The sequence below is a fragment of the Alteromonas confluentis genome (assembly GCF_001757105.1).
Lineage (GTDB): Bacteria > Pseudomonadota > Gammaproteobacteria > Enterobacterales > Alteromonadaceae > Alteromonas > Alteromonas confluentis.
Genome location: NZ_MDHN01000041.1, coordinates 161,638 through 178,770, shown reverse-complemented (window position 1 = coordinate 178,770; position 17,133 = coordinate 161,638). Strand labels below are relative to the sequence as shown.

Sequence of the window (17,133 nt, the reverse complement as noted above, 5' to 3'; positions counted from 1 at the left end):
TCGAAACGTAAAGTATCGACACTCAAAAATAGAAACCCAGTGTAACGTTAGGTGAATTATGCGGACATTAATCAAAAAATGGGGAACGGCTTTCGGCGCGGGCTTGGCATTGTCGCTTACCGGTTGCTCTGGCCTTATTGATAAACATGTCGAGTGGGAAGTGGTTGAACCGGAAAGCTATCCGGTATTATCGGCTATCGGCTACGCGCCAATCGCCCAACAAATGGGGCAGACAGACAACGATCGTTCTTTGATGGCCATGAAAGCGTCAAAGCTTGATGCTTATCGCGAGCTAGCCGAGCAGGTTTATGGTCAACGCCTAGATGGTGAGCAGTCTGTAGCGAATATGATCATGCAGAATTCCCAATTAAAAGCGTCTGTCGAGGGTGTGATCCGTGGCGCGCGTGTAGTGAAGAGTTATCCGGTAGGGGAAGACACCTACGCGACTGAGCTGGAGTTAGATATGCGCAAGGTATACGACATCTATCTGACCACGGCGAAGCCTAAACGGATAAAAGACGTAACCTACTACTAGTTTGATTTCGGAAATAAAGCCTGATGAGGGTTATTACCCTTTAGATATAACAAAGCCCGTTTACACGGGCTTTGTTATAAATAATTGTCTTGTTTCTTGTAAGTGCTTAGGCACTTACGCCACGACCCAAACCTGAACCTTTCGGTTTTCCGCTTTTATCATAGGTCAGTGATTCTTTCGCGCGTACTTCCAACATCAAATTGCGCAGATGCGTGAGTCTTAATTGACCCTGCTCAACGGCTTTCTGATTCACTGAAGTGCGGTACTTACATTCTTCCAGCAGCTTTTTAGCTGTTGCAATGAGTTCTGAAACGTCGTCTGGCACCGAAGATTCATTAACCAGCGACTGATATTGCTTACTAATGCTCATATCGCTCTGCTGTATGGTGTCGAGGGTCTGCTCTTTCTCCCTGAGCAAGTTCATCAAAGCTTCAGCGTCACGGCTGCTGATAAGGTGCAACTCCTGCTCAAGTAACAACGCCAGATGCTCTAAATTAGCAATCTGTTGTTGTAAGCCTGAAAGCAAGTTTTGCGACATAATTTACCTACTAAGATTTGATGCCAAAGACCTGCGCTTCTAATCGCGCGATTTTGTGCGCAAGCGAATCAGCATCGATTTTATACTCACCACTTTGAATGGCTTTCTTCAACTTGTCGACCTTTTCCTGATTAACTGGCGCCTCAGTGCCTTTTTTCTGCACCTGACTCAACTGCTGAGCTGACTGAGTCAAAGAAACAGAATCCTGACGTGGTGCAACAGTTTGCGCCGTTTTCGCGGCAGCTTCTTGCTGCACTGCAGACTGGGTCTGTGCTTGCTGATTGTTCAGCTTCGCATTGTCGATGGGCGCCTTAGGGGCCCCATTGTTTACATTATTAATTGCCATAAATTTTTTCCACTACCAATAACACCTCATACACGTTATCGGCTGAACCTGTCGCTTCTTTAACCCTTTTAGCGTATTTCTTAAAATATTTTCTAAGGCTAAATTACAGGGTTACAACGACGGTTTGCGTGCTGGCCACTTCGGCAATAATTGCTTTGTTTGAAGACGCATTGATAACCTGAATATTATCGCCGATGACTCCGTCCTGTCTAGCGATACCGGCGGTTTTTACTTGCATGCCGCCACCTTGGGCACTGATGGTTATTCGATCACCTTTACAGACAAAGCATAGCATATTTGCCTGAATAGGTTGTCCATTGCGAACTCGTCTTTTCATTCTGGCGCCGAGTAGCTCATCTGTCGACGAATAACTGGTATGACGTAATAGGTTAACATCGACTTCGGCTAACCGGAGATTTTCTGAAGTAAGCAAGCTTCCGGGACTGATGAGCCCTGCGGTTACCACGACGGTTCGTGTTCGTGAGACCCGGGCATTAGTAAATAAATACCAATCATTATTGCCACAGCTCACACGTACAGAAATGTAACTTTGGCGCAGAGAAGCAGGCTCTGCATGATAATTAAATGGCGTATGGCATACCGGAATTTGAATGCGATCATCAATGGCCACCATATTTATCGATATATTTTCTTGTTCTGAATCGTTGCCGATAGCATTTAATAAATAACGCTCTGCACCCTGTTCAATTTTTTCTCGCAACTGGCTGCCCGACTGTGCAAATACAGGGTTTGCGACTATGTTAAGCAGCAAAACGAAAGCAAGAAGACGAAACTTGCTTAAAGTAATGACTGTTTTTTTCGATAACAATTTATGCATGATGACTTTTTTCGTGTTCACTTCACTTTATTTTGACTATGATTAAGAGCAGGATCGGATGGTACGAAAAGTCACTATCGTCACTTTTTTGGCGATTCTGCTTTCAAACAAAGAGTGATAAGGTGAAACGCAATGTTCGTGCCCAATTTTAAATTAGAGGTGATGTATGTCAGGCATTCTTGATTCCGTTAACCAGCGCACGCAGTTAGTGGGGCAGAACAGGCTTGAACTTCTGCTGTTCAGACTCAATGGCCGTCAGCGCTTTGGCATCAACGTTTTCAAAGTGCGAGAGGTATTGCAATGTCCACCTCTTACCGCAATTCCAAAGCTTAATGCCTTGGTTCGTGGTGTCGCACATATTCGCGGCCAGACTATTTCTGTGATTGATCTCAGTATGGCTACCGGGGGGCGTCGTATTGAAAACCTCGATACTGCTTTTATCGTGATTGCTGAATACAACCGCTCCGTTCAAGGCTTTCTGGTGGGTGCGGTGGAACGCATTATAAATACAAACTGGGACGCAATCATGCCGCCCCCGCAAGGAACCGGCCGTGCCAGTTACCTCACCGCGGTGACTGAGGTGGATAAAGAGTTAGTGGAAATACTGGATGTAGAAAAAATTCTGCATGAGATTTCTCCCCTCAAAGCCGATGTTAGCGACTCCATTGTTGAAAATCTGGACACTGCCGGCAGTGAAGATAAAATTATCTTTATTGCTGATGACTCTTCTGTTGCTCGAAGCCAAGTTAAGAAGTCACTCACTGCACTGGGCTTGAAGATGGAGTTGGCTAAGAACGGCCTTGAAGCGCTCAATCGTTTGAAAGAAATTGCCGCTGAAACCGGAGATGTTACTGACAAAGTTGGCGTGTTGGTTTCAGATATCGAAATGCCAGAAATGGATGGCTATACCTTAACGGCTGAAATCAAAAACACCCCTGAGTTGCAAAAGCTCAAGGTGGTTTTGCACACATCACTCAGTGGCGTATTTAACCAGGCCATGGTGCAAAAAGTTGGCGCCGACGATTTCATTGCGAAATTCCATCCTGACGAATTGGCCACAGCCGTGGGTAAGTGGTTAAAGAGCTAAGTGAGAGGGCAGGGAAGTTTGAAAAATAAAGAAGTTTCAGCCGATAGTTATCGTCAGTTTGGTGCGTTTTTGCAGCAGCAGTGTGGCATTTCACTGGGCGATAACAAGCAATATCTGGTAAGAAGTCGGCTGTCTTCGTTAATGTACGAATTCAATTTTGATAGTATTGACGAGTTAATTGCAGCTGTTATTCGCGGTGCAAACCGCAGTTTGTTGCAAGCTGTGCTGGATGCCATGACCACCAACGAAACGCTATGGTTCCGTGATGGCTATCCCTACGAGCTACTTATCAATACGATCCTTCCCAAACTTGCTACAGAAAATCGTCGTCTTCGTGTTTGGAGTGCGGCTTGTTCGTCTGGACAAGAGCCGTACTCTATCGCCATGTCTGTTCTTGAGTATCAGCGACAGAAGCCTGGCACATTGCGTGGGGGCGTCGACATCACCGCAACAGATCTTTCGTCTTCTATGCTCGATAAATGCAATAAAGGCGTTTACGACGAATTATCTTTAGGCCGCGGTTTATCCTCTGAGCGTCGTCAGCGCTATTTCTCCCCTAATGACGAAGGCATGATGCAGGTGAATCGTGAAGTCAGGGATATGGTGACATTTAAAAGCCTCAACTTACTGCACAGCTATACCGGCCTGGGTCGATTCGATATCGTATTTTGCCGCAATGTGCTGATTTACTTCCCGGCGGACGTCAAGCAACGCATACTGCAACAAATTGCCGCCCAGTTGCAGCCAGAAGGCGTTCTTTTCCTCGGCGCTTCAGAATCCATTGGTGAAGCAGCCTCATTGTTTACTATGGTTAAGTGCCGTCCAGGCCTTTATTACCAACGCAAGAAATAATCTGCCCCCATACTCATTCAGCGTCAAAAAATACTTGGCACTTCATTTGCAATTGATTTCGGGAATGTCGAAATACGTGCAACCGGAGTCTTTGAATGGCCATCAACCTCGATAATCTCGTTGGCTTTCATCAAAAAGCAATCAACATCCGTGAAGAAAAAATGGAAGTCATTGCCGGAAATCTGGCAAATGCCAACACGCCTGGCTACAAAGCCCGTGATATTGATTTTAAACAGGCAATGGAAAGCGCACGCCATGTTCAGCAGCAAGGTAATCTTACTCGCACCCACGATAACCATATTGGTGGCTCGCTGAGCACAAGCAGTTTCGATATCGACTACCGAATTCCAAATCAGCCAGATACCGGTGACGGCAACACCGTTGAGGTACAGTCTGAACGAAATGCCTTTCTTGATAATGGAATGAGATATCAGGCCAGCCTGAAATTTCTGGAAGGAAAGCTGAAGGGTATGAAGAAAGCCTTGAGTGGAGGGCAAAGTTAATGAGCCTGTTTAATGTAATGTCGATCTCGGGTACGGGCATGGAGGCAGAAAGTGTCCGCCTGAATACCACCGCCAGTAATATTGCTAACGCGAACAGTGTGAGTAGCAGTTACGAAGAAACGTACAAAGCCCGACACCCGGTTTTTGCCGCTGAGCTGGCTCGTGCATCAGAAGATCAGACCAAAGGGGTTGGTGTTCAGGTGAAAGGCATCGTCGAGAGTGATGCGCCTCTACAAATTGAATACGCACCGCACAACCCTATGGCAGACGAAAACGGTTACATCTACAAGCCTAACGTCAACATTGTTGAGGAAATGGCAAATATGATGTCAGCCTCAAAAGGCTATGAAACCAATGTTCAGGTGGCAGACACAACGAAAAGATTATTTCGTCAGGTACTGCAATTAGGCAGTGGCCAGTAAGTCGGTTAAGCAGAGGATTTTATCGTGAGTACGATTACTAATACCCCGGGGCTGAATACCGATCTCTACTGGCAAGAAGAAGGCGTCGCTGTTTCTGATGGTAGCGAACAGCGACTTTCTCAGGAAGACTTCTTCTCGCTACTGACAGAACAGCTTGCCAACCAGGATCCAACCAAGCCCGTTGATAACGACCAGATGGTGGCGCAAATGACGTCATTTACTATGGCTGACGGTATTTCATCACTGAATGAGAAGTTTGAGTCTTTCGCCGCATCTATGACCTCGAATCAGGCTCTGCAGGCGTCCAGTCTTATCGGCCAACAAGTACTGGTTGAAGGTAACGTAGGTTACATGTCAGAAGAAGGTGCTGGTTTCAGCGGTGTGCTGGTAAATGAGCAGACGGTACAGGATCTCAAGATCAACATTGAGAATCAGTACGGTGAAATTGTAAAAACCATGAATGTGGGTACGCAGGCTGCAGGCAACATTCAGTTTGCCTGGGATGGTACTGACAATAGCGGCAATGCCATGCCGGCAGGTGAGTATGTGATCAGTGCCAACGGCAGCGTGGATGGCGAGGGTACCTCGGTGCCTATCGCAGTAAACCGCCAGGTAGGCAGCGTAAGTATGACTGGCAGCAGTCAGGGCATTATTTTGAATTTGGCGGGTGATGTGAGCATAAGTCTTGGCGACGTCATCCAAATAGGCAGTTAGTAGGAGAAAGAGTTATGTCTTTTAATATTGCACTTAGTGGCGTTTCTGCCGCGCAGAAAGATCTCGACGTCACCGCCAACAACATTGCGAACGTCAACACCGTTGGTTTTAAAGAGTCGCGTGCAGAGTTTGGTGATGTCTATGCATCGTCACTCCTGGCGGGAGCAAAAACCAAAGTGGGTGATGGTGTTCTCACGCAAGAAGTGGCGCAGCAGTTTTCTCAGGGTAGTTTGCAGTTTACCAATACCGCATTGGACTTAGCGATTACCGGTAATGGTTTTTTCGCCACAGTACCAGAGATCACTTCCCGGGATTTCTCATTTACCCGTGCTGGTCAGTTTAAGCTGGACGAAGATAACTTCGTGGTTAACAGTAACGGCGACAACTTACTTGGCTTCCCGGTAAATACCGATGGCACCAGTTCTTCAGTCGCTTTAAGTACAACGGTTCCGGTACGCATTCCAGATTCATCAGGTTCGCCTCAGCAAACCAGTGAAGTGGATATTCGCATGAACCTGCCTGCGGGTGATCCTGCACTCGACCCAACCCAGTTTAATCCAGATGATCCACTGACTTACAACGCAGCGACTTCCGTTACTGTTTACGATTCACTGGGTGACAGTCATGTAATGACCTACTATTTCATTAAAGATCCGGCTTCAGCGACAACGAATGACTGGTATGTAGCCACAGCTATCGATGACAACCTGGTTGATATGGTCAATTCCGACGGTACCGATTCTGACGTTGCCACCGCGACTAACACCGTGGGTACGGCTTCTGGTTTTCCTGTAACTGCGGCAAAAATGTCATTCAGCCAAGGCGGTGACTTTGTTTCAATTCAAGCCGCGGATGGTGTATCGAGTTCCGATTTTAAAATTCAGACAGAAGCATTAGGGGGAACCATTCTCTCTAACGGTTCTGATCCTACGCAGCAAATCAGTATCGACTTCAACCTCGATCCTGCTGGCGCAACTACCCTTGAGCCGACGCAGTTTGCGTCTGCCTTTGAAGTAACATCGTTAGAGCAGGATGGTTTGCCAGTCGGACGTTTGACGGGTATTGATATCGGCCCTGACGGCCTGGTAAGAGCGACCTTCTCAAACGGTACGTCAGAGCCCATTGTTCGCGTGGCATTGGTTCGCTTTTCTAACGAGCAGGGCTTAACGCAGCAAAGTAGTACGCAATGGAAAGAGTCGATTGCGTCGGGTGAAGCTCTCGCCGGGGAAGCAACCACAGGCACCTACGGTGAAATCAATTCCTCAGCACTGGAGCAGGCGAACGTTAACCTGACAACAGAGTTGATTGACCTGATCATCGCTCAGCGTAACTTCCAGGCTAACTCCCGTGCATTGGAAGTGAACAATCAGCTGAACCAGACCATTCTGAATATCCGATAATTTACACCTCTTAGAAGGCCGGCATCGCCGGCCTTTTTTCTATCTATCATCACCTCTTTACGCCAATTTACTTTTGGCATCTGAATTGCAATCACCTTGGTATTGTTAATCAGAACGTCAAAAGTCAGTCATGGATAAATTACTCTATATCGCTGCAAGCGGCGCCAAACAAGACCTGTTGGCTACGGGTGTACGTGCCAATAATCTGGCGAATGCGCAGACCACGGGTTTCCGGACTCAGCTTGAACAGGCAAGAGCAATGCCGGCCTACGGCGAAGGTTTGCCGACTCGGGTATTTTCCATGACCGAAAGCCCTTCTCATAACTATGAGTCCGGCGCCATGGTGCAGACCAACCGTGACCTTGACGCAGCCATCCAAGGCGACGGCTGGTTCTCTGTTCAGGCGGCTGATGGTCAGGAAGCGTATAGCCGTGACGGTAGTTTTCAGCTGGGCCCCGACGGCATGTTGACAGATATGCATGGGAATATCGTGGTGGGCGATAACGGCCCCATCTTTTTGCCGGTGCCGTTAGATAACCTGAATATTGCCATGGATGGAACCATTTCTACCCGCCCCGTTGGCGCGCCAGAAAACGTATCTGAAGAAGTGGGTCGTCTGAAACTGGTAAACCCGGATTTAGACAATATGGAAAAAGGGTATGACGGATTGTTCCGAACCAAAGATGGCGTTCCCGCAGACGCGGACCCGAATGTAATGGTGCGCACTGGCATGCTTGAAGGCTCAAATGTGAATGCAGTAGATGAGATGGTCAATATGATCAGCTTACAGCGTCACTATGAGATGCAGGTAAAGATGATGAAGCAAGCCGATGAACTCTCAACTCGTGGCAATCAGTTGCTTCGTATTATTTAATTTTTAACTAACGATCACATGCACATGCGAGTGGTCAGGAGGTCGATATGCATCCTGCGTTATGGATAAGTAAAACTGGGCTAGACGCCGCACAAACCGACGTTGCTACGGTATCCAATAACCTGGCAAACGCCTCGACAGTAGGCTTCAAAAAAGATCGTGCGATTTTTGAAGATTTACTTTATCAGAATATAAACCAACCTGGCGGGCGTTCGTCTGCAGATACGGAAATGCCTTCAGGTCTCATGTTGGGATCGGGTTCCAAGGTGGTTGCCACGCAGAAGGCGCACACCCAAGGGAACATGCTCACCACTGAAAATGCTCTCGACATGTCCATTCAGGGGCGTGGATATTTTGAAATCCTGCAACCTGACGGCACCATTGCTTATACCCGTAACGGTCAATTTACGCTTAACGATCAGGGCCAGATTGTCACCTCTGGCGCTGGCTTTTTATTGCAGCCTGAAATAGCAGTGCCTGAAGATGCGCAGCAAATCACCATTTCTCAGGACGGTGAGGTATCTGCCACTATTCGTGGCCAGGCCGATGCACAGGTCTTAGGTCAGCTAAATATTTCAGACTTTGTTAACCCTACAGGCCTGCAACCCACCGGGCAAAACTTGTTTGTGGAAACCGCTTCGAGTGGCGCTCCTATTCAAGGTGTTCCCGGATTGCAGGGGCTAGGCACAATCTCACAAGGCACGCTGGAAACCTCCAACGTTAACGTCACGGAAGAACTAGTGAACCTGATTGAAAGTCAGCGTTTGTACGAGATGAACTCAAAAGTCATTTCCTCCGTTGACCAGATGCTTGGTCAGGTGATTCAGCAGCTTTAACAGGTGACATTATGCGGATCCTTGGTTTTATCGCACTTAGTATGATACTGGCTGGTTGCAACAGTACGCCGCAGCCACCGGTACAGGCGAATGATCCGGCCTTTGCGCCGGTGATCCCGGATATCCCTCAGGAGCACATTACTGAGGATGGCGCGCTGTTCAGACCTTACATGGCGAACAGTCTGTATTCTGACGTTACCGCCCGTCGTGTTGGCGACATCATTACGGTAACACTAAGTGAGAATACGGCGGCATCAAAGACCGCGGACACCACCACCGCGAAAAATACGGGTGTGAACGTACAGCCCATCACCGGTCTCGGGGGGAATCCCATCAATATCGGGAATGAATCTATTCAGCTTGGTTTGAATGCCTCGAATGATTTCACTGGTAATGCCCAGGCGAATCAGAGTAACAGTTTGCAAGGTGCCATTTCTGTTACCGTTGTCGACATTATGCCGAATCAAAATCTGGTGATCCGCGGTGAAAAGTGGTTAACCCTGAATCAAGGGGATGAATACATCCGCCTCACCGGCATCATTCGTCCTTCAGACATTAGCCCGGAAAATGAAATTGTTTCCACCCGTATCGCTAACGCCCGCATTCAGTACAGTGGCACGGGCAGTTTTGCCCGGGCACAAGAGAAGGGTTGGCTTACCCGTTTCTTCTCATCTGAAATCTGGCCTTTCTAGGAGTATCCGGTATGCGTTTTTTGACTTACCTCACAGCCTTTTTGCTGGCTGCCATGCCGGTTATCGCCAGTGCTCAACGTATTAAAGACGTGGCTAGCATTCAAGGGGTGCGTAGCAACCAGTTAATCGGCTACGGATTGGTTGTGGGTCTACCGGGAACTGGTGAGCAAAGCCCGTTCACAGAACAAAGTTTCCGCACCATGCTGAGCAACTTTGGGATTAGTCTCGACCCGAACACCAAGCCTAAAATTAAGAATGTGGCAGCCGTGGCGGTACATGCCGACCTACCCGCTTTCATTAAACCAGGACAAAAGATTGACGTTACCGTTTCATCAGTGGGTGAAGCAAGTAGCCTGCAGGGCGGCACCTTACTACAGACGTTCCTTAAAGGGGTTGATGGTAAAGTGTATGCGGTGGCTCAGGGAAGCTTAGTGGTAAGCGGTTTTGGTGCCCAGGGCGGTGACGGTTCACGGATTGTGGTGAACACGCCTACTGTTGGCAGAATTCCTAATGGCGCGATGGTTGAGCAAACCGTGCCGTCCGGCTTCGCAAACGGCGACACGCTAACACTCAATTTGCATTATCCCGACTTTTCAACGGCTAAGCGATTAGCTGATACCATCAACGAACGCCTTGGCGCGCAGCCTGAACAGGGCTATGCCATCGCCACACCTATCGATGCAGCATCAGTGCGTGTGTCGGCGCCCCGTGACGTAGGTCAACGAGTGGGTTTTCTGGCGGTACTTGAGAATTTTGATTTCGAGCCCGCAGATGCACCGGCACGCGTGGTGATTAATAGTCGTACTGGCACCATTGTTATTGGTCAGGACGTTCGCTTACTGCCCGCTGCTATTACCCATGGTGGTTTAACGGTCACTATTGCTGAAAATCAACAAGTGTCTCAGCCTAATGCGCTGGCCGATGGCAATACGGTCGTCACCACACAGTCTATTGTGGATGTCGATCTGGCCGACAGCAGAATGTTCAAGTTCCAGCCTGGCGTTACCCTGGATCAATTAGTCCGCGCGGTAAATGAAGTAGGCGCAGCCCCCGGTGATTTGATGGCTATTCTTGAGGCACTCAGGCAGGCCGGTGCCCTGCGTGGCGAACTGGTCATTATCTGATGGACATGCAAAACACTTCACGTAGCCAATTGGAAATGGCCCGCAATGCGAACGACATTGGCGGGTTGAACAACCTGCGTGAAGCCATGGCAAGTGGCAACGGTGAAGTGTTGCAAGAAGCTGCTCAGCAGTTTGAAGCGATATTTGTGCAGATGATGCTGAAGTCCATGCGTAAAGCGCAAGATGCGCTTGCCGATGAAGACAGCCCATTTAATTCGGAACAAGTGAAGTTTTACCGTGATATGCATGATCAGCAGCTTGCCGTTGATTTGTCCAGCAACGGCGGCCTTGGTCTGGCGGATCTCATCGTTAAGCAGCTCGGTCAACTCGATCCGAATTATCGCCCAGCCAGCACCATTAGGGCTGATGGCAACATTGAAACTTTAAACCAGGCTCGCGCCGAGTCTGTTACCAAGGCACAGGATGCGGTATTGGAATCTGCGTCGAAGGGTACAAAGTCTGCCTACAAGGCGGCCATGTTTGAAAACCAGGAAAGTTTTGTTGAAGCCTTGTATCCCCATGCAGAAAAGGCGGCTGAGATGCTTGGCACAGATGCTAAGGCCATTATCGCGCAAGCCGCGGTGGAAACTGGTTGGGGGCAGTTTGTTATTCACGATCAGGAAGGAAATAGCACCCACAACCTTTTCGGCATTAAAGCGAATCGTCAATGGCAAGGTGAGCAAGCGGTGGTAGATACCCTTGAATTTAGCAATGGTGTGCCCGAGCGTCGCAAGGCCGCATTCAGGCAGTACGACAGTCTGGAAGCCGGCCTGGCCGACTACGTGAACTTCATTCGTTCTCAGCCCCGCTATCAGCAAGCCGTAGAAAAGGGCGCTGACACGTCGCAGTATTTCTCTGAATTACAGCAGGCCGGGTATGCCACCGACCCCCAATATACCGAAAAAGTCATGGCGGTGTATCGCAGTGATATTGTCCAGGGCTTCCAGCCTTAATTACCGGAGTGCAGATAAATGATTCGCGCTGATCTTTTCAACATTGCTACCAGCGGCGTAAATGCCAGTAGTCAGCTACTGAACTCTACCTCGAACAATATTGCCAACGTGAATACCGAAGGCTATGTGCGAGAAAGAACGGTATTTGAAAGCACGACACTGGGCGGCGTTGGTCGGGGAACGACCGAGCGGGTTATCAGCATCTTTGCGCAAAATCAGCTGCGTCGTGACACTACCTCGGTGGGAGAGCTGGAAACCTTCGTTGAAAAAACCGCGTCTTTGGATAATTTGCTCGCCGGCGAAGCCAATTCTATTGCCAATGGGCTCAGCGAGTTTTTTGCCGCCATACAAACCGCTTCTGACGACCCAACAAATCTGGCGTCCAGAGAGGCCGTGCTAGGTAAAGCAACAAGCATGGTGGCGCGGCTTAATTCCATTTCAGACTTTATGGAAGCGAAAGAAGAAGAGCTGAATCTGGAATTTACCAGTCAGGTTGAGCGCGCCAATAGCCTGATCACAAATATCGGTGAATTGAATGTTGCCATTGTCACTGCGAAAGGTGGCAGTAACTCTGAGCCAAGCGCACTGCTAAACGAACGTGACAAGGCCATAAACGAACTCGCGGAACTCATGTCCATCGAGGTGCGAGAAAATCAATTTGGCGCTTCGGTAATTAACCTATCCTCTGGCGAATCACTGGTTCTTGAGAATGGTGACTTCAACGTATTTGAGCTGGGGAACGACGCCGATCTTAATTTCAAAGAATTGCAGTTGGCTACCCATTTCAATTCTCAAACCAAATCCGAAACGGCGATAAACATCAACGAAGCTTCTGTAGGTGGTTCGTTGGGCGGGCTTTTTCGTTTTCGCGATGAAATTTTGGGTCCAGCCCAGCGGGATGTAGGGCAAATAGCCCTGGCGATGGCTGATGCTGTTAACTCTCAAAATAAATTGGGAATGGATTTAGATCTTCAGCTCGGTGGTGATATTTTTGCTATTCCCGAGTTTACCGGACTGAACTACACCGGTACGCCTGATAATTTGCCCGTTAGTGGCCGAATCATTCCGGGGCAGGGCAGCGACATTACCGATGCCGATTATAAAATTACCGTTGATGCGGTAAATGGTAGTGGTTATCCCACTTCTGTCACCCTCACCATGATCAACAGCGACGGTACGCCGAAAAAGCTGGCTGACGGCAGTGATGCCATCTTCCCGTCTATAGCCATTAATGCCGGCTATAACGACTTGCCTGGTGGCATTCAAATTGAGTTTCAGTCTGCGTCCGGACACAGTGTGGGGAATGAATTTCTGATCCAGCCCACCAAGTATGTGGCTTCTGATATCGCGCTTGTCACCGAACGTCCTGAAGATCTGGCGTTTGCAGCCCCAATACGTGCTGAAGCCAGTTTAGCCAACTTAGGTGATGCACAGGTTAAACAAGTCACCGTGTCTAATACCGTGGTGGACGCCGCGCTTGGTAGTGAGGCGTCCGCATTTAATGGTGCGGGCGGTATTCATAATGCTGCCAACGCGCCAGGCGGTACGGTTGGTGCACCCGCGCAAATTGTATTCACGTCGGCATCGGATTTTCAGGTTCTTGATGCCGCTGGCGCGGTTATCACCAATGTGTCAGGCGTTACAGATTACGATAACCTTTTGGCTCAGGCGGAAGCGACGGGTAGCGGTCCAGCATGGCCGGCAGCGTTCAGTGCACTTGATGATTACCCGGGTTATGATGTGAGTTTGTCAGGCGTACCCGTACCTGGCGATAGCTTCAACCTCACCTATAATACAGATGGTGTGGCAGACAACACCAACGCGGAAGTATTGGCCGGATTGCAACGGGAAGGCTTGGTTCAATTAAGTGCCGACAGCAGTAACAAAACCCGGACATTCCATGATGCTTATTCGTCTTTGATTGGTCGGGTGGGGGAAAAAACTGCCACGGCAGAAATTTCTTTGGAAGCTGCCGAAGCCATGAAAGTACAGTCTGAAACCTGGTTTGATTCCGTTTCTGGCGTTAGTCTCGATGAAGAAGCGGCAAACCTGGTGCGTTATCAGCAATCTTACGCTGCAGCGGCAAGGATCCTGACAACGGCACAAGATTTATTCGATACGATTTTGTCGGTAGTGAGGTAGTGTAAAAAATGCGTATTTCTACCAATCAGATTTATGATCAAAACATCCGTGCGATCATGGAAAATCAAAAGCAACTCACGGCAACCCAGGAATCGCTGTCCACGGGCAAAAAATTAAATCGACCCAGTGATGACCCCGTTGGCGCAGCCAGTGTGGTGCGACTTACTGAGCAACTCGATAAAATCACGCAGTATCAACGTAACAACGATTTACTTACCAACGCATTAGAAGAGCAGGAAGCCGTACTCAACAATATGTCGGAGTCGCTTCGTCGCGCCAGAACGCTGGTGGTACAGGCGGGCAACGGTATATTATCTGAGGAAGACCAAGGGGCCATCGGCAAAGAGTTGGAGCAAATCCGCAACGAAGTGCTGGATTTGATGAACACCCAGGATGCCTCGGGCAATTTTATCTTTGCGGGTTATCAATCACAGCAGCAAGCGTTTACATTTAACCCGGCCGCCTCCGGTAACGCCATTACATTCTCAGGTGATTCAGGCACCACATCCGTGAAGCTTTCTGATAGCGTTACTGTTCAGCGCAGTTCGTCGGGACTGGAAGTGTTCGAGAACGTTTTTGCTCGTCATAACTTCTCAGTGACAGGTTCAAGTGCGGGGGCAAACGTAACTACGGCCAAAGTGGCAGAGCAGGGTACCTTCGATCAGTTCTTCGACAATAACTATGATGCCGTAACACCGGCTAACAATAATTATCAGTTAGAGGTGTTGGGCTCGGGCCAGGTGCAGCTCACTAATTTAGGTACCTCTGCCGTTGTTGGCGCCGTTGATTTTACATCTGGCGAGCCGTTTACCATTAAAGGAATGACTTTTACGGTTAATGCTACGGTAGGGGAAACCGTAGACTTTTCACTGAATACTCCAGAAAAGAAGAACGTTGCTGAAACCTTAAATGACATTGCAAACCAACTCATGGACGATTCGTTAAATGGTGATGCATTGGAAAGTGCGCTGGCCGATGCTTTGGTTGGGTTGGATAATGGCATGGAAACCATCAATCTGGAGCGTTCTTCTCTCGGGGGCAGGCTAAATATTGCTGAGTCTATCTACGAAACCAATCTTGATTTAGAACTTACCGCCAAAGATGCTAAAGCGAACATTGTTGAGACCGATTACGCTGAAGCCTCAACGGAATTTGCTAAGCAAGAAGCGGCATTAAGCGCCGCTCTGGCAACCTTCCCAAGAGTATCCGGCCTTTCACTGTTTGATTATATTGGCTAATGTCTCTACTCCGGTGATGTGAGCGAAGTAGACCCGTGTTTGATTGTCCTGATGGCTTGAATAATAGCTGATAAACAGGTTGTCTCCCTGTAATACCAGTCCGGGGTAGCTATTGTCGCCGGCGCTGGGCAATGTGAGACACTCGCTTAATTGCACATAAGACTTATTCAATAACCATATTTGGGTGACAAAAGTGTCACCAGTCCATTTCCTGCCTGCCACCAAAAAGTGTTCTTGGCCGAGCGGCAACATGGCAGGGCCACCAATGTACTCACCAAGATCCTGCCACTGCCAACGATGATAGGGCGGTTTACTGATGCCAAACTGGGCACTGAATGAATCGGCATCGCGACGAACAAGGGCGTTTATTTCGCCGCGATTATCAATAACCAAATCACTTTCATTCGGATAGCCCAATCCGTCTCTTTCCAAACTAAGAGCGGCAACCGGATGCCGGTAAAATCGGCGTTGCGGATGGCCCTGAAATAAGTCCAGTCGATCCGCTTTACGATTATAAGCCAGTCCCAGCGCCGTATTCTTGTGCCAGGCAATGCGCCACAACCACCAACCATGTTCGCCAAACCGGTTCGGTGATGACCAATATCTGCCATTGTCTGAAAACCAACTCAACATAGACGTTTTTATCGTCGAGCCGTCATTTTCAACTTGGCGACAGTAGGCTATTAGCCAAATTTTCCCATTATCGTCGACAGACAGTTTGGGATCGCGCAAGTCTGTCTGCGGGAAACTGAGTGTTTGCCGGAAAAGGCGTTTGCCGTTTTCATTTAGTTTCACTACATCAATGCTGCCGTCGCCACTCACATGATTGGTCGCACGACGGTAACAGCATAAAAAACCATCATCCAGCGCGATTAAATCGGTAAAAGCACAGTGAGCAGCAAGAGGTGAAACGTACTTAAGCTGATGGATTTGTAAAATATTTCTCATATCAAAATTTTCATAAAACCAATATGTTAACCAAGTATAGGCGGCAACAGTCTGCCGCTCCACGGCAATTTTTAGTGATTTATATTAAAGGGATTAAAGTCTAAGTCGATAACACTACTGAGAGAGCCAGTTCATCAATTACCCCTCAGGTTTTGGTGACTACTATTTGTAATCGCCGGTAGTTCCGGCAGCCAGCTCTGCTGGACTGAGAGTGTAGGAGAGACTTTATGTCTATGTTCGTGAATACCAATGTATCCTCACTGAATGCACAACGTCAGCTTTTTGATGTTAGTAATTCTCTGAGCACGTCTTTCGAACGTTTATCCTCGGGCTTCCGCATTAACAGCGCTGCTGATGATGCCGCAGGTCTTCAGATAACCGATCGAATGACATCACAAGTACAAGGTCTTAATCAGGCCGTACGAAATGCCAATGACGCAATTTCATTATCGCAAACTGCTGAAGGGGCACTATCAGAAACCACCACCGCACTTCAACGTATTCGTACGCTGGCAGTACAGTCACAAAACGGTATCAACAGCTCAGCTGACCGTGTTGCACTGCAAAAAGAAGTCTCTGCGTTACGTACAGAAATTTCACGTATTTCTACCACAACGCAGTTTGCCGGTGTAAATATTCTTAGCGGTGACTTTTCTGCTAAGTTCCTTGTGGGCGCTAACGCTGGTCAGACAATTTCTGTAAATCTGTCGTCGCCTTCGCTAACGCGTGCTGGCGTACAAGGTTTCAGCGCAACAGGTTTGGGCATTACCGGTTCTAATGTCGATGTTCTGACAACCAGTAACGCATCCGGCATGATGGCAAAAATCGATACTGCTATTTCTGCTATCGGTGGTCTGCGTGCTGATTTAGGTGCACTGCAAAACCGTTTCCAGTCAACTATTCGTAACCTGAGCAACATTTCAGAAAACGTTTCTGCTGCACGTTCTCAGATTAAAGATACTGACTTCGCTACTGAAACCGCAAACCTAACCCGTAACCAGATCCTTCAGCAGGCAAGTACTACTGTACTGTCTCAGGCTAACCAGCGTCCTCAGGCTGCGTTGCAGCTGCTGGGTTAAGCGTTAGCGGGA

19 protein-coding genes are annotated in these 17,133 nt (G+C 48.4%); 15 read left to right on the top strand and 4 right to left on the bottom strand.

The annotated features are described in order from the left end of the window. Window positions 1–58 precede the first annotated feature (58 nt). Window positions 59–535 carry an LPP20 family lipoprotein gene (locus BFC18_RS18785; RefSeq protein WP_070127091.1) on the top strand — a complete coding sequence of 159 codons (477 nt, stop codon included), beginning with the start codon at window positions 59–61 and terminating at the stop codon, window positions 533–535. 106 nt (window positions 536–641) lie between these two features. Here the strand turns inward: BFC18_RS18785 and flgN are convergent, their stop codons facing one another. The 3 genes from flgN to flgA all read right to left on the bottom strand — a co-directional run bounded on the left by flgN (window position 642) and on the right by flgA (window position 2,278). Continuing rightward, entirely contained in the window at window positions 642–1,073 is a 432-nt protein-coding gene (flgN, locus tag BFC18_RS18780; protein WP_070127089.1) for a flagellar protein FlgN, read from the bottom strand. Between the two features lie 10 nt (window positions 1,074–1,083). Next, entirely contained in the window at window positions 1,084–1,419 is a 336-nt protein-coding gene (gene flgM / locus BFC18_RS18775) for a flagellar biosynthesis anti-sigma factor FlgM (protein ID WP_070127087.1), read from the bottom strand. 103 nt (window positions 1,420–1,522) lie between these two features. After that, window positions 1,523–2,278 (bottom strand): flagellar basal body P-ring formation chaperone FlgA, encoded by a 756-nt coding sequence (gene flgA / locus BFC18_RS18770; protein ID WP_245680433.1) that lies wholly within the window; start codon window positions 2,276–2,278, stop codon window positions 1,523–1,525. A 145-nt stretch (window positions 2,279–2,423) separates the two neighbouring features. Here flgA and BFC18_RS18765 point away from each other — a divergent pair, with 145 nt between their 5' ends. From BFC18_RS18765 to flgL, 13 genes are all read left to right on the top strand, one after another. After that, the gene (locus BFC18_RS18765; protein ID WP_070127085.1) at window positions 2,424–3,344 is read left to right on the top strand and encodes a chemotaxis protein CheV; all 921 of its coding nucleotides are present in this window, start codon (window positions 2,424–2,426) and stop codon (window positions 3,342–3,344) included. Window positions 3,345–3,362: 18 nt separating this feature from the next. Continuing rightward, window positions 3,363–4,196, top strand: a complete 834-nt coding sequence (locus tag BFC18_RS18760; protein WP_070127084.1) for a CheR family methyltransferase — start codon at window positions 3,363–3,365, stop codon at window positions 4,194–4,196. A gap of 95 nt (window positions 4,197–4,291) precedes the next feature. Then, the gene (flgB, locus tag BFC18_RS18755) at window positions 4,292–4,699 is read left to right on the top strand and encodes a flagellar basal body rod protein FlgB (RefSeq protein ID WP_070127082.1); all 408 of its coding nucleotides are present in this window, start codon (window positions 4,292–4,294) and stop codon (window positions 4,697–4,699) included. Continuing rightward, entirely contained in the window at window positions 4,699–5,121 is a 423-nt protein-coding gene (gene flgC / locus BFC18_RS18750; protein WP_070127081.1) for a flagellar basal body rod protein FlgC, read from the top strand. The genes flgB and flgC overlap by 1 nt, the downstream gene beginning before the upstream one ends. Window positions 5,122–5,145: 24 nt before the next feature. Next, complete coding sequence (locus BFC18_RS18745) at window positions 5,146–5,835, top strand: flagellar hook assembly protein FlgD (protein WP_070127079.1); 690 nt, start codon at window positions 5,146–5,148, stop codon at window positions 5,833–5,835. A gap of 14 nt (window positions 5,836–5,849) precedes the next feature. Then, window positions 5,850–7,235 carry a flagellar hook protein FlgE gene (flgE, locus tag BFC18_RS18740; RefSeq protein WP_070127078.1) on the top strand — a complete coding sequence of 462 codons (1,386 nt, stop codon included), beginning with the start codon at window positions 5,850–5,852 and terminating at the stop codon, window positions 7,233–7,235. Window positions 7,236–7,365: 130 nt separating this feature from the next. After that, complete coding sequence (locus tag BFC18_RS18735; RefSeq protein ID WP_070127077.1) at window positions 7,366–8,109, top strand: flagellar basal body rod protein FlgF; 744 nt, start codon at window positions 7,366–7,368, stop codon at window positions 8,107–8,109. Between the two features lie 47 nt (window positions 8,110–8,156). After that, complete coding sequence (gene flgG / locus BFC18_RS18730) at window positions 8,157–8,945, top strand: flagellar basal-body rod protein FlgG (RefSeq protein WP_070127076.1); 789 nt, start codon at window positions 8,157–8,159, stop codon at window positions 8,943–8,945. 11 nt (window positions 8,946–8,956) lie between these two features. Continuing rightward, window positions 8,957–9,637 carry a flagellar basal body L-ring protein FlgH gene (gene flgH / locus BFC18_RS18725; RefSeq protein WP_070127075.1) on the top strand — a complete coding sequence of 227 codons (681 nt, stop codon included), beginning with the start codon at window positions 8,957–8,959 and terminating at the stop codon, window positions 9,635–9,637. An 11-nt stretch (window positions 9,638–9,648) separates the two neighbouring features. Further along, complete coding sequence (locus BFC18_RS18720) at window positions 9,649–10,761, top strand: flagellar basal body P-ring protein FlgI (protein WP_070127074.1); 1,113 nt, start codon at window positions 9,649–9,651, stop codon at window positions 10,759–10,761. Then, on the top strand, window positions 10,761–11,714 hold the full coding sequence (gene flgJ, locus BFC18_RS18715) for a flagellar assembly peptidoglycan hydrolase FlgJ (protein WP_070127073.1): 954 nt from the start codon (window positions 10,761–10,763) through the stop codon (window positions 11,712–11,714). Before BFC18_RS18720 ends, flgJ begins: the two co-directional genes overlap by 1 nt. 18 nt (window positions 11,715–11,732) lie before the next feature. Beyond that, the gene (gene flgK, locus BFC18_RS18710; RefSeq protein WP_070127072.1) at window positions 11,733–13,856 is read left to right on the top strand and encodes a flagellar hook-associated protein FlgK; all 2,124 of its coding nucleotides are present in this window, start codon (window positions 11,733–11,735) and stop codon (window positions 13,854–13,856) included. Window positions 13,857–13,864: 8 nt separating this feature from the next. Next, window positions 13,865–15,094 (top strand): flagellar hook-associated protein FlgL, encoded by a 1,230-nt coding sequence (gene flgL, locus BFC18_RS18705; protein ID WP_070127071.1) that lies wholly within the window; start codon window positions 13,865–13,867, stop codon window positions 15,092–15,094. On the opposite strand, the gene BFC18_RS18700 is transcribed toward flgL, so the two are convergent. Beyond that, entirely contained in the window at window positions 15,071–16,042 is a 972-nt protein-coding gene (locus BFC18_RS18700; protein WP_070127070.1) for a hypothetical protein, read from the bottom strand. The genes flgL and BFC18_RS18700 overlap by 24 nt on opposite strands. A 227-nt stretch (window positions 16,043–16,269) precedes the next feature. Between BFC18_RS18700 and BFC18_RS18695 the strand changes: the two genes are divergently transcribed. Then, window positions 16,270–17,121, top strand: a complete 852-nt coding sequence (locus tag BFC18_RS18695) for a flagellin N-terminal helical domain-containing protein (protein WP_070127069.1) — start codon at window positions 16,270–16,272, stop codon at window positions 17,119–17,121. The last annotated feature ends 12 nt before the right edge of the window (window positions 17,122–17,133 follow it).